Source organism: Planococcus sp. TJ-301 (assembly GCF_058268475.1).
In genome coordinates, this window is sequence record NZ_JBZDOH010000001.1 from 916256 (window position 1) to 930518 (window position 14263).

The window sequence follows — 14263 nt, forward strand, 5'->3', positions numbered from 1 at the left end:
ACTTAAAAGTTGAAACCGCCGAACAGATCCGCTTGGTTCCGGTCGTCCATGAAGTTGTTTTTCTCTAGTACTTCATACGTAATCTTTTCGTCTGGATGATGGCGCAGTTCGATTATATAATCGAAATCTTCTATGTTGTATTCAGATTGCTGGACAAACATATCGGGGTGTTCAACTACTTTAATCGTTGGCATCCGCATCATTTCCCTAACCAATTGCATATGGCGCTCATCCCCTGAACGGCGGGTGACGATGCCGTCCAAGATGAAGATGTTGTTTGCGTTATGTTCATCGCCCATCAACTGGTTGCGTACTGTCTGTTTGATCATAGTCGACGACAGGAAAATCCATTTTTTGTTGGCGCTGACGCTAGCAGCGACAATGGATTCCGTCTTGCCGACCCGCGGCATGCCGCGGAGGCCGACCAGCTTATGGCCTTCCTGCTTGAAAATCTCAGCCATGAAGTCAACTAGCAGCCCCAATTCATCGCGGACAAAACGGAACGTTTTCCGGTCATCTGCGTCGCGCTGGATATATCTTCCGTGGCGGACTGCCAGAATATCGCGCAGCTTCGGTTCCCGGTATTTTTTGACCGAAATTGTTTCAATAGTGGAAACAATCTGCTCGAACCGCTCTAATTGTACATCGTGCTCCGCTCGCAGAAGCATTCCGCGGCGGCCTTGGTCGACGCCATTGATTGTGATAATATTTACTCTCAACATACCAAGAAGTGAAGCTATATCTCCTAACAGACCCGGACGATTGACTTGAATTTCGTATTCAAAATACCATTCTTTCACACATCATCCGACCTTTCAATACAGTGTTTGGCCTTAAAAGTTCCTACCTCTTTATGATAGCGGATTTACGGTCCCAAGAAAAGAGGTAATAAAAAAAGAAGGAAAACCTTTCCTTCTTTTTCTACATATGCCATCCGCCATTTACATTTAGCGTCTGCCCTGTTATATAGTCAGCTTTGCCGCTGACCAAAAAGGCCACAGCATCAGCGACATCCTGCGGATTGCCAAGCCCGAGTGGGATGTCCTCCTCGATTGCCGCCAATTCCTCTTCTAAGAATTCTTTGTTCATTTTCGTCTGGATAAAACCTGGCGCCACTGCATTGACGCGTGTGCCAGTCGGCGCCATTTCTTTCGCGTATGCTTTGACAAAAGCCAATTGTGCGCCTTTTACTGAAGAATACATCGTTTCCATTGCTGCCCCGGCCTGGCCCCAAACCGAAGAAATGAAAATGACATAATTTTTAGGATGCCGGTGAAAATAGGGTGAGATCAATTTGATGGCGGTGGCAGGGTTTTTCACATGCACCCGCCATAGCTCATCCATTTCCTGCTCATCTGTATCCAGCAGCATTTTCATCAAGGCATGGCCGCTGGCTACAATAATGCACGACGCATCGAAAATATTTGATGCCAGAATTTCTCCGCCATTGCTATCCGTAAAATCGGCTTGCACAGGAATAAACTCCTGAAACGCGAATTTTTTTTCGAGCCGCTCCGCCAATTGGCTGACGGGCGTTGAATTATAATGAAGATACAGCGACCAGCCATCATTCGCCAGCCCTTCTGCAATGCACTCCCCTATCTCGCCTGAAGCTCCCATAATGATTGCAAACCGTTTCACTGTTCCGCCTTTTTAGGCGGCACGATCGTGAATGACGAGCGCTGGCTTTCCTGGCTGACCGACGCAAAAGCTTCCTGCAAATCCGGAACTTCGATGTTTTCAAGTGCTGGCACGACATCAAACAAGTTCATGTTGTTGAATGCATAGCGAGTGAACTGATTGGCAATGTATTCCGGTGAATTCAACGCTCTTAGGAAAAAGCCGATCTTCTTGCGGCGCACCCGGTCCAAATCCGCTTGGCCAAATGGCCATTTCTCGATTGCCCGGTCCAGCGTGTCGTTGATTTCTTGCGTCAATTTTTCGGGAACAGCCGTATCTGATCCAATCAATGCATAGCCAAAACCGTTCTCAAGTGAATAATCGAACGAATAAGATTCATCGATCCAGCCGTTCTCATAAGCATTGTGATAAAAGTCGGAAGTACGGCCAAACAGCAATTCGTAAGCCAATTGGGCTGACAATTCATGCTTCATCATGTTTTCTCCGGAAAGATCCAAAAGCTCTGGTTTAATGCCGATGAACACTTTCGGTTTTTGCACGCTCATCTCCAGCATCCGTTCTTTGATTGCAGCTTGGGCTGGCTCTTCCGGATAAACCCGTTCGATGTTCTGCGGCTCTTCAAACGTTTTGCCGCCTTGATTCTCTTTAATAAGGCTGAGCATGCTTTCCGGTTCGACCGCTCCTACAATGAACAGCACCATGTTCGATGGATGGTAGAACGTGTTGTAGCATGTGTACAGATGATCCGCCGTGATGTCCTGGATCGATTCAACTGTTCCGGCGATATCAATTTTTACTGGATGGTTCTTATACATATTTTCAATGACGCCGAAATACAGCCGCCAATCCGGCTGGTCATCGTACATCGTAATTTCCTGTGCGATAATGCCTTTTTCCTTCTCAACAGTGCTTTCTGTGAAATAAGGGCTCTGCACAAAATCAAGCAGCGTTTCCACGTTTTCATCGATTTTGTCCGTAGCCGAAAACAGATACGCTGTCCGTGTGAATGAAGTGAAAGCATTCGCAGAAGCGCCTTGTTTGCTGAACTGCTGGAAGACATCGCCGTCCTCTTTCTCGAACATTTTATGCTCCAGGAAATGGGCGATGCCGTCAGGAACCTTTATCGCTTCTTTTTCTCCAAACGGCACAAAATTATTGTCGATTGAACCGTATTTCGTCGTAAAGGTTGCGAAGGTTTTGGAAAATCCTTTTTTCGGCAATATATAGACTTCAAGCCCATTTTCTAATTTCTCATGGTATAAGGTTTCGTCTAATTGTTTGAATTCGACTTTATTCAACAGAATCATCCTCCTTGCCTGATAGGAAATACGTCATTTCGAGAGACAGCCCTTTAGCAGCTTCCGCGATATCTTCTTTAGTAATGGAGTTCCATCTGCTGATGAGGTAATCAGGTTCGAAAGCTTCCGTCAGTTCCATGTATTGATCGTAAATGTCGATTTGCCCGCGCGCATTATCCAGCGCTTCCCGCAATTGGTTTGTCAGCAGCGCTTTCGTCTGGCCGAGTTCCACTTCCGTGATATTGCCTTTTTTCACTTCTTCCAGCTGTTCAAGCACGAGCTTGACCGCTTTTTCTTCAAGCTTCGCATCTATTCCCGCCAATACGAACATCAAACCAAATTGTGAAGCGTACGAACTCGATACGTAATAAGCCATGCTTTCTTTTTCACGGATATTGACGAATAGTTTCGAATGCGCGTAGCCTCCAAAGACACCGTTCAGCAATTGCATGACTGGGAATTTCTCATCGCGAAACGTTATCGGCGAGTAAAAAGCCATATGCAGCTTGCCTTGCTTCATGTCTTCGAATTCGACAACACGCGGCTGCTCCGGTTTTGTCAATTCGGTCGAAGGCGCTTTGATCGCTTGCACGCGGTCGCCGAAATGGAAGAATTCCTTGAAATGCCCTGCAATCATATCGGCTTTGATGTCGCCCACCGCATAAATCTCGATTTCGTTGTTGTTGATCATTTCCTTGTATTCTTCGACGAGCTTTTCATTTGTCACCTCGGCGACTCTTTCGATCGTGCCATTCGGCTGGATCGATGCAGGGTGTTCAGGCAGAGCCAATTCCATCAGGCGCTGCTGAGCGTAGCGGGTTTTATCGTCAAAAATCGATTCGATGCGGTGTTTAATCGCTTCCTGTTCCCGTTTGAAAACCGATTCCTTGAACAAGCCGTGTTCGAAATTCGGTTTGAACAAAACGATGTACATTAAATTCATCACTTTTTCAAGGACGCCTTGCTCAGACAAATACTGATCGTTGACCGTCTCGACGTTTAAAGTGACGATATGTTCGTTGCCCCGCTTCGAAGAATCTATGTAAAGGGAAGTGCCGTATAAATCATCAAGCACCATGCGCAATGCTGTATGGGAAGGATAGACTTCGTTGCTGTGCTGGAGTACATTCGCCAAAATCGTACGCGCAGAAGCTTTTTCCTTTGTCAGTTTATCTTTGAACTTCAGCGAGAAATTTATGGTTTTGAATTGCGTCGTTTCGTGTACATGGACCTTGACGCCTTTTGCAATATTGACTGTTTCAAACATATGTATTTCCCCTCTCTCTCATCATAGTCTAACTATACCGAACCTTGTAACTAAAGAAAAGCGGCAGAGGCTGTATAACTATCTGCGGAAATTTAAAAAGGCATGCCCAATAATTCCGGGCATGCCTTTAAATAATAATTTTTATTCAGCTTAGCGCTGGCCTTTGATGTAAGGCACGCCGTTTGCTTTTGGTGCATTCGCGCGGCCAATGAATCCAGCCAACGCAAGGATCGTCAATACATACGGAAGAATTAGCAGGAACACGCTAGGAATGTCTTTGATGTATGGAATGGACGGTCCGACGATGCTCAGCGATTGCGCGAGCCCGAAGAACAATGCCGCTCCCATGGCGCCCAGTGGATGCCATTTACCGAAAATCATAGCTGCTAAAGCCATAAAGCCCTGGCCATTGATCGTTGCATGGCCGAAGTCGCCGGAAATTGTCTGTGCATAAATTGCACCGCCGATGCCCGCAAGCGCTCCGGAGATCATGACAGCGATATAACGCATTCTTGAAACGTTGATGCCCATTGTATCAGCAGCCATCGGATGCTCGCCTACAGAGCGGAGGCGCAGGCCGAATGGCGTTTTATAAATGACGAACCAAGCCATAATTGCAACCACGAGTGCAAGGATCGACGTGTTGTACATTTTCGTAAAAAACATCGGTCCGAGAACCGGAATATCGGAAAGGAACGGTACATCGTAACGCGGGAAGCGTTCCGTGATAAAGTCCGTCTGCCCTTTATCGAAAATTTTCTTAACTAAGTAAAGTGATAAGGCAATGGCAAGCAAGTTGATCGCTACCCCTGAAACGACTTGGTCAGCACGGAACGAAATCGACGCCACTGCATGGACGAGCGATAGCAATAAAGCAGCTACCATCGCTGCAACCAATGCCAGCCATGGGGTTGCGTTGCCGAACTGATCAGCAAACAACAAGTTGAACAAAATACCGACGAAAGCACCGATGACCATCAAACCTTCAAGGCCGATATTTACAACACCTGAACGTTCGGAGAATACGCCGCCGATAGCTGTCAAAATTAATGGTGCCGCGTAAAATATGGCTGAAGGAACGATGAAATACAAAACTTCCAAGAAACTCATATTACTTCGCCTCCTTCTTTTTAGCCGCTCGCAGCAGGAATAGGCGGATGATATAACCTGATGCTACGAAGAAAATTATAACCGCGATGACAATTTCCACGATTTCCAAAGGAATTCCTGCAGCATTCGGCATGTTCAAAGCGCCGTATTTCAGTGAACCGAATAATGTCGCGCCAAAGATGACGCCAAGCGGTGTATTCATGCCCAGCAAGGCAACGGCAATGCCGTCAAATCCGATGCCGGTGAAACCGCCTTTGGAAGAAACGTATTCGAACGTTCCAAGTGCTTCCATCGCCCCGGCAAGACCAGCGAATGCACCGGAAATGACCATTGCGAGGATGACGTTTTTATTGACGTTCATGCCTGCGTATTCGGAAGCGTTGTGGTTGAAACCGACTGCTTTCAATTCGAAGCCTAGAGTTGTTTTCTCAAGAATGAACCACATGACCGCAACCATCGCCAGCGCAATCAAAATGCCGTAATGGAGGCGTGAAAAGTCCGTCAGGTTCTGGAAAAATTCCGAGCGCAGCGATGCACTCAAGAAAATCGACTCGGTTCTGTCGCCGCCGTCAGAAACGGTTTTGATCAATGCGTTTGTCGTGTGCAGCGCGATATAGTTCATCATAATTGTGACGATAACTTCGTGTACATGGAATTTCGCTTTCAAAAGGCCTGGCACAAAGCCCCATAGAGCTCCAGCTGCAGCCGCAGCCAAAATTGCCAGCGGCAAATGAATGATTTTCGGCAATTCAACAGCTACACCTACATATGCAGCTGCAAACCAGCCGACGATCAATTGCCCTTCAACACCGATATTGAACAGTCCCGAGCGGAATGCAAACGCTACTGCAAGTCCTGCCAAAATATACGGGGTAATCTGGCGGATTGTTTCACCAATTGTATAAAGGTCTCCAAAAATACCATTCCATAAAGCGGTGTAGCCGACAATCGGGCTATAGCCCGATACGAGCATAACGATTGCACCGACCAGTAAACCTAAAATAACAGATATGACGGGGACCAGAAGATTCGTAGCTCTAATTGACATGCTGATCCTCACCTTCTTTCTTTGAATCGTTATTGCCGTTGCTTTGTGCTTTGACAGAATGTCCTGCCATCAGCAATCCAAGCTCTTGTTCCGTAGTCTCTTCCGGAACTACGACATCGACGATTTCTCCATCGTGGATAACTGCAATGCGGTCCGATACGTTCATGACTTCATCGAGTTCGAATGAAATGAGCAAAACAGCTTTGCCGTTGTCACGCTGTTCGATCAAACGGCTGTGAATAAATTCAATCGCGCCGACATCAAGTCCGCGAGTCGGCAATGCCGCGATAAGCAAATCAGGGTCACGGTCCACTTCCCGGCCGATAATCGCTTTTTGCTGGTTTCCGCCGGATAAAGCGCGCGCTGGTGTGTGCGGCCCTTGCGTACGGACATCAAAATCCTTGATGATTTGCAATGCTTTTTCATCGATTTTCTTGTAATCGATGATGCCGCCTTTGGAAATCGGCGATTTATAATACGTCTGCAGCGAAATATTATGGCCAATCGGGAAATCCAGCACAAGTCCGTGTTTGTGGCGATCTTGTGGAATGTGCCCTATGCCCGCTTCAGTCACTTTTCGCGCCTTTAAGCCGGTGATATCCTTGCCATGAAGTGAAATGGTGCCACTTTTCACTTTGCGGAGTCCGGTGATTGCTTCGATCAATTCACTTTGGCCATTTCCGTCGATTCCCGCAATTCCGACAATTTCACCTTTGCGGACTGTCAGATTCAAGCGTTTCACTTTTTCAACGCCGCGATAATCTTCTACTACCAAATCTTTTATAGACAGCGCATCCTCTGTTGGATTAGCTGGCCCTTTCACTGTTTTGAATTCCACCTGGCGTCCGACCATCAATGATGCCAGGTCAGCCGGATTGGTTTCCGCTGTGATGACAGTGCCGATTCCCTGGCCTTTGCGGATGACCGTTACACGATCGGATACATCCATGATTTCTTTCAATTTATGGGTGATCAAAATGATTGATTTGCCTTCAGCAATCAAACGTTTCATAATTTGGATCAATTCGACAATTTCCTGTGGCGTTAATGACGCGGTTGGCTCATCGAATATGAGGATCTCTGCTCCGCGATAAAGCGTTTTCAGGATTTCCACACGCTGCTGCATGCCGACGGAGATATCTTCGATCAATGCATGTGGATCAACATTCAGGCCATATTGTTCAGAAACTTCCTGCACACGCTTGGCTGCATCTTTTTTATTGGTCACTCCGAATTTCGTCGGTTCATTGCCCAAAATGATGTTTTCCGTGACGGTGAAGTTCTCGACTAGCATAAAATGCTGGTGGACCATCCCGATTCCGAGATCATTTGCGATGTTCGGGTTTGAGATATCAACCTTTTTGCCGCGTACACGGATTTCCCCGCCTTCTGGCTGGTATAGTCCGAAAAGTACGTTCATCAATGTCGATTTTCCCGCTCCATTTTCACCTAATAATGCATGAATTTCGCCTTTTTTCAATTGAAGCGTAATATCATCGTTGGCGACGAATGCCCCGAATTCTTTCCGTATATTGAGCATTTCAATAACATATTCCATTGTTCTCACTCCCCCGAAAACTGGTGATTTTTTTATAATTAGCTTTGCATCGCTTTTAAAATTGATACAGGAAAGGCTTTTATTGCTAAAAACCTTTCATCTATCAATCCGTTTTTAAGCAAAAAAAATCATAAAGACCGGTTAAACCGGTCTTTATGATGACCGTAACAAAAGAAATTATTCAGACAAAGTTTCTGGTACTGTGATTTCGCCGCTAGCGATTTTCTCTTTGTACTCGTCGATTTGAGTCATGATATCGTCAGGAATCGCTCCGCGTGAATCCGCAAGGCCAACGCCATCGTCAGCTAAACCGTAAGTAGTTGTTTCGCCGCCTGGGAAGTTTCCTTCTTTAGCTTTGTTTGAGATATCAAGAACTGCTTGGTCAACTCGTTTAAGAACTGAAGTCAATGTAACGTTAGCATCGCCAACTTGGCCTTCATCGTATTGGTCAGCATCTACGCCGATAACCCATACGTTTTCATCCGGATTAGCTTCTTTGCGTTCTTTGGCTTCAGTGAATACACCGTTTCCTGTTCCGCCAGCTGCGTGGAATACGATATCCGCGCCGGAATCATACATAAGAGCAGCAGTGGATTTACCCAATTCCGCTTTATCAAAAGCACCTGTGTACTGAGCATCAACAACGATTGTTTCGTCTACAGCTTTAACGCCTTCTTTGAATCCAGCTTCAAAGCGTTCGATTACAGGAATGTCCATGCCGCCGACAAAACCGATTTTTTTCGTTTCAGTCATCAAAGCAGCAGCAACACCTGCAAGGTATGCGCCTTCTTGTTCTTTGAACAAGACACTTGCAACGTTTGGAGCATCAACAACAGCATCGATGATTCCGATTTGAGCATCAGGCTGCTGGGCAGCGATTTCTTTAACTGCACCTTCCATCAAGAAGCCGATTCCGAAAACGACATCAAAGTCGCGGCGGATCAAGTTATTCAAGTTGGTATTGTAATCAGCGTCAGAACCAGACTGAAGGTAATCGATACCGCCATCGCCTTTTTCAAGGCCGTTTTCTTTACCGAATTTCTCCAAACCTTCCCAAGCCGATTGGTTGAAAGATTTATCATCAACGCCCCCGACATCGGTTACCATTGCAACAGAAAAGTCACTTGTTTCTTCTGCGCCTTCTCCGCCCCCAGAACCGCCTGATGTTGCTTCTTCTTCGCTGCCGCATGCCGCTAGCATAGTGCTCGCTGCAAGCATTACTGAAAGGCCTAGAGCAAATTTACGTTTAATCAATGTGATAACCCCCAAGGTATTTTTGATATTAGCAGGAATTTGCCGTTTTACACACGTTTTCGAACTACATGGAAACTGAATTTATCAGCTCGGAAGTAGTTCTTTGAATAAAGCACCACACGATCGTCCTCATCATAGTGGTACTGTTTTAACTCGAGTAAAGCTGTTTCCGGGTCACATTCCAAAATTGGTGAAGCCTGGTCATGATAGCCGATCGGATCGATGAACGTGACTGCATACGCAATATGGATGTCCCCCGACTCCTCTATTGCTGAGAAGATGGAACTTTCTGTGCGTCCGAGAAAATCTCCAGGCAAATAACGTGAAGGAACTTTATCGATACAATAGACGACGGGTTCCCCGTTTGCCGTTCGGACGCGTTCAATAGTAATAATTGAGTCATCGTCTTCGCAATGAAAGCGTTTTATATCTTCTTCAGAACAAGGAGCCTCGTGGGTACTTAAGTAAATAGCACCAGGCTCCATGCCTGCTTGGCGGATCATGTCGGAAACACTGGTCAATTGTTCGATGCCCGATGAAAAAACCGGTTTCGCATTGACAAAAGTGCCTACGCCATGGCGCCTCACGATGATATTGTCTTCTTCCAGCAGCCGCAGCGCTTCTCTGAGAGTGGCGCGGCTGACTCCAAGTGTCTTGGCCAGCTCAAATTCGGATGGCAGCTTCTCTTTCTCTTTGTACAATCCGGCAGCAATATCCTGCTTCATGCGGTCAATAACTTGAAGATACAAAGCGCGATGATCCGATTTTATTGTCATACGATTCACCACCAATGACAGAGATCAGACATCTGATGTAAAACATTCCTACTAATCAAAATTACTATAACATTAATTCAAAACGAAATAAATAGTCTTTTGTCGAATTTTGCGATTTTCATTTCAAAGATTTCAAAAACTCTAATCATTTTGTCACAAAAAAAGCAGGAAGATTTAATAATCTTCCTGCTTTGGCACTAATACGGTTCGTGGTTTGCTGCCTTCGTATGGGCCAACAATGCCGCGCTGCTCCATTTGGTCGATGATGCGGGCCGCCCGTGAGTAACCGACGCGGAACCTTCTCTGCAGCATCGACACAGAGGCTGTCTGCATTTCGGAAACCAATTGCACGGCTTCGTCATAAATGTCATCTGTTTCTTCGTCGATAGCTGTTTCATCGATTTCAGTCGGAATCATATCTTCCTGATATTGCGCTTTCTGTTGTTCGATAGCGAAGTCGACGATTTTCTCGACTTCGGAATCAGACAGGAACGCGCCTTGCACGCGGACCGGTTTTGATTGTCCGGCACCTAGAAACAGCATATCGCCGCGGCCCAGCAATTTCTCTGCGCCGCCCATATCCAAAATGGTGCGCGAATCGATTGCGGACGAGACCGCAAATGCGATTCGGGACGGGATATTCGCTTTGATGACACCTGTAATGACGTTGACGCTCGGACGCTGCGTCGCGATGATCAGATGGATCCCGGCTGCGCGGGCCATCTGCGCCAAACGGGTAATGGCGTCTTCCACTTCGTTCGAAGCGACCATCATCAAGTCGGCAAGCTCATCGACGATAACGACGATGAACGGCAATTTCGGGTGTTTGTCTTCATTTTCTTCATTGAAGATGCGGACGTATTCATTATAGCCTTCGATATTGCGCGTTCCGGTATGTGAAAACAGCTCATAGCGCCGCTCCATTTCAGAAACGATTTTCTTCAATGCTTGGGCTGCTTTCCGCGGATCGGTTACGACAGGCGCAAGCAGATGTGGAATGCCGTTGTAGACATTCAATTCGACCATTTTGGGGTCAATCATCATCATTTTCACTTCATGTGGCTTAGCGCGCATGATGATGCTCGTAATAATGCCGTTGATGCACACCGATTTCCCGCTGCCCGTCGAACCAGCAACGAGCAGATGCGGCATTTTGTTCAATTCGGTCATAACCGCTTGGCCAGTAACATCGCGCCCTAAGCCGAACAGCAGTTTAGCATCAGGCTTGTTGTTTTCCTCAGACTCCAATACTTCACGCAATGACACAATTGCCACTTCCGAGTTCGGCACTTCGATGCCGATGGCGGATTTCCCTGGAATCGGCGCTTCGATCCGAATATCCCTTGCTGCCAGCGCCAGCGCCAAATCATCATGCAAAGAGACGATTTTGCTTACTTTCACGCCAGTATCCGGCAGCACTTCGTATTTGGTGACCGCTGGGCCCAAATGGACTTGTGTCACTTTAGCGCGAACGCCGAAACTCTGGAACGTCTTCTCAAGCTTTTTCGCATTTTTTTGAATGCCCGCGTATTCCCCACTTTGGTCGCTCTGCGGAGGCAAGTCCAATAATTCAATCGGAGGAAGCTGGTATTCTTCATTTTCAAGCTCTTCTGCAGTAGTCATCAAGTTCACTTCGCTTAAAACCGGTGATGGCTCCGCTTCTCCCTTTGCTTCTGGAGGCGTTTCAGTTTTTCTTGGTTTGACGTTTTCAGTAAACGCTGAAATAATGGGCTCTTCTGTTTGCATCTCAAAGCTTTTCACTTCCGGAGTTTCATCAATTTCATCATAAGCCAGCACTTCATCGGCTTCAAATGGCTGTTCCAGCTGCGCTTTGCGGCGCGGCGAGGATATGCGCTTCGGTTTGCCTTGCTTAAACCGGTTCATGATTCCATCGAGCACTGGCCGCATGCTTGGCACTTTTTCTGCTAAGTACGGAGCTGCCGTTTTGCCAGTAAGGATGATTGCGCCGATCGATAGTAGAATCAACGCAATGATCCACGTGCCGGCTGTGTCGAATAACACATGGAACATGGCATACAATAGCGCGCCCATTATTCCGCCGCCGCTTGCAGTATAGGTTTGCCATACAGACCCTGTGAGTTGCGTCGATTTGATCGTTTCAGACATTACATTGCTTGTTGTGATTGGCAAAATCGAACCGGATGCCCAAATCAAATGGCAGATTAGCAAGATTCCTGTCAATACGAACAAGCCGCTTGTTAAAAATTTCAGCCGCGGCTTCGGCCAGCTTCGTCTCACCATAACGTGGATGGCTATTGCTACCAACACGATTGGCACAAAAATAGCCAAATACCCCGTCAACAATTCGGTTGTGTTCAACAGCATCTTGCCAATTATGCCGAGCTGGAACGCCATCAACACGGCGACTCCGATCAGCAATAGCCCGATGACTTCATACCAGATCATCGCCATTGGCTGTTTCTTTTTAGAAACCGGCTTTTTCTTAGCGGGTGTTTTTGTTTTTCTTTTCACCTGAGCCCGTGGCATCACGATCCCTCATTTCCTCAAAATTGAAAAAGGATTTCCTCCGATTAGATCGGTTCGGAAATCCTTTCACCTGTCTCTCTCTTAGTACTCCATAATAATCGGAATGATCATCGGACGGCGCTTCGTTTGCTGGAATAAATAAGAATTCAATGTGTCACGAATTTCCTGTTTGATGTTATTCCATTCAAAAGCATCTTTTACTACATATTTGTCTACTACTTTACGGACCAATTGAGTGGACTCTTCCATCAGCTGCTCAGATTCACGCACGTATACGAATCCACGCGAAATCATTTCCGGGCCTGATGCAATTTTCTTCTCTTTGCGGTTCAAGGTAACAACGACGATAAATATTCCGTCTTGGGACAAAAGCTTGCGGTCGCGCAGGACGATGTTCCCTACGTCGCCGATGCCGATGCCGTCAATCAGGACATTGCCTGCAGTGACACGGCCGCTCATGCGTACTTTGCCCGCTTTGTATTCAACGATATCGCCTTTGTCAGCAATAAAGATATCAGACTTCTGAATACCGACTTGCTGCGCCAATTTCGAATGGGCAATCAGCATTTTGTATTCACCTTGGATCGGAATGAAATATTTCGGTTTCATCATGTTCAACATCATTTTCAAATCTTCTTGGCTTCCGTGTCCGGAAACGTGGACTTTTTTATCGGAAGTCAACACTTTCGCTCCGGCTTTCGCCAATTTGTTCATCGTCTGGAACATTGGAACTTCCATGCCCGGCGACGGAGTAAACGTGATCAATACTGTATCCGTATCTTTGATTTTGACGTCTTTATGCTGCTTGCGGACCATTTTGTCCAATGCTTCAAGCGGCTCTCCTTGGTTGCCTGTTACAATGATGACCACTTCTTCGTCACGGTATTGCTCAAGGTCTTTCAAAGAGATGACCGTATCTTCAGCGACTGTCAAATAGCCGAGGCGCAATCCGACTTCGTAGCTGTTCTCCAAACTTTTTCCTGCAACTGCGACTTTTTTGCCTGTTTTTTGGGCAAGGTCGAAAACTTGCTGGATGCGGATAAAGTTGGATGAATACAACGAAACCAAAATCCGGCCTTCCGCTCCAAGAAACGCAGTGTATAAATGATCGTAAACCACCGTTTCAGAAGTCGTATAGCCAGGGCGTTCCGCTTCGGTTGAATCGGACAATAGGAACAATACGCCGTCATCGCCCAATTTCGCCATTTTGGAAATGTCCGGACGGTAGCTGCCTCTTACGGATTGGTCGAATTTAAATTCGCCGGTATGGACAATCGCACCTTCGGATGTATGGAAGGCGATGCCCAAAGCGTCTGGAATACTATGTGTTGTATGGAAAAATGTTACGTGCGTTTTATCGAAATTCATGCGGCTTTTGTTTGTTACTTCAAAAAATTTGACATGCTTCAAAGAACCCTGTTCTTTGATATGCTCTTTTGCAAGCGCAATCGTCAATTTCGATCCGTAGACAGGCGCTTGGATTTTTTTCACTAAATACGCAATCGAACCGATTGCATCTTCATGGCCGTGCGTAAGGAAAATCCCTTTGACACGGTCTTTGTTTTCTTCGAGGAACGTCATGTCCGGAATAACGATATCGATTCCAAGCATTTCATCTTCCGGGAACATCAGGCCGCTGTCCACTACGAACAGGTCCTCATCAATTTCAATCACGTACATGGCCTTGCCGATTTCACTGACCCCGCCAAGCGGGATAACTCTAATTACTTCATTTTGTATTTTACTCAATTTATTTCCTCCTAAATTTTACCCGTACATATCCATAGACTTTATTATACGGGA

The 14263-nt window shown here is 46.4% G+C and carries 11 protein-coding genes; all 11 read right to left on the reverse strand.

The window, feature by feature from the left end; all coding sequences use genetic code 11:
* Positions 1 to 2: 2 nt before the first annotated feature.
* Entirely contained in the window at positions 3 to 800 is a 798-nt protein-coding gene (locus AC4EHJ_RS04735; protein WP_490974433.1) for a YmfK family protein, read from the reverse strand.
* Positions 801 to 921: 121 nt separating this feature from the next.
* Complete coding sequence (ymfI, locus tag AC4EHJ_RS04740) at positions 922 to 1641, reverse strand: elongation factor P 5-aminopentanone reductase (protein ID WP_490974434.1); 720 nt, start codon at positions 1639 to 1641, stop codon at positions 922 to 924.
* Complete coding sequence (gene yfmH, locus AC4EHJ_RS04745) at positions 1638 to 2939, reverse strand: EF-P 5-aminopentanol modification-associated protein YfmH (protein ID WP_490974435.1); 1302 nt, start codon at positions 2937 to 2939, stop codon at positions 1638 to 1640. Before yfmH ends, ymfI begins: the two co-directional genes overlap by 4 nt.
* Entirely contained in the window at positions 2932 to 4206 is a 1275-nt protein-coding gene (gene yfmF, locus AC4EHJ_RS04750; RefSeq protein WP_490974436.1) for an EF-P 5-aminopentanol modification-associated protein YfmF, read from the reverse strand. Before yfmF ends, yfmH begins: the two co-directional genes overlap by 8 nt.
* A gap of 150 nt (positions 4207 to 4356) precedes the next feature.
* Complete coding sequence (locus AC4EHJ_RS04755) at positions 4357 to 5316, reverse strand: ABC transporter permease (protein WP_490974437.1); 960 nt, start codon at positions 5314 to 5316, stop codon at positions 4357 to 4359.
* 1 nt (position 5317) lies between these two features.
* Positions 5318 to 6364 carry an ABC transporter permease gene (locus AC4EHJ_RS04760; protein ID WP_490974438.1) on the reverse strand — a complete coding sequence of 349 codons (1047 nt, stop codon included), beginning with the start codon at positions 6362 to 6364 and terminating at the stop codon, positions 5318 to 5320.
* A complete protein-coding gene (locus tag AC4EHJ_RS04765; RefSeq protein ID WP_490974439.1) occupies positions 6354 to 7922 on the reverse strand; it encodes an ABC transporter ATP-binding protein in 1569 nt (522 codons plus the stop codon). Before AC4EHJ_RS04765 ends, AC4EHJ_RS04760 begins: the two co-directional genes overlap by 11 nt.
* Before the next feature lie 177 nt (positions 7923 to 8099).
* Positions 8100 to 9176, reverse strand: coding sequence for a BMP family lipoprotein (locus tag AC4EHJ_RS04770; protein WP_490974440.1), 1077 nt, complete (start codon positions 9174 to 9176; stop codon positions 8100 to 8102).
* Between the two features lie 47 nt (positions 9177 to 9223).
* Complete coding sequence (locus tag AC4EHJ_RS04775) at positions 9224 to 9952, reverse strand: GntR family transcriptional regulator (protein ID WP_490974441.1); 729 nt, start codon at positions 9950 to 9952, stop codon at positions 9224 to 9226.
* Between the two features lie 174 nt (positions 9953 to 10126).
* Positions 10127 to 12460 (reverse strand): FtsK/SpoIIIE family DNA translocase, encoded by a 2334-nt coding sequence (locus AC4EHJ_RS04780; RefSeq protein ID WP_490974442.1) that lies wholly within the window; start codon positions 12458 to 12460, stop codon positions 10127 to 10129.
* A gap of 81 nt (positions 12461 to 12541) precedes the next feature.
* Entirely contained in the window at positions 12542 to 14209 is a 1668-nt protein-coding gene (locus AC4EHJ_RS04785; protein WP_490974443.1) for a ribonuclease J, read from the reverse strand.
* Positions 14210 to 14263 lie beyond the last annotated feature (54 nt).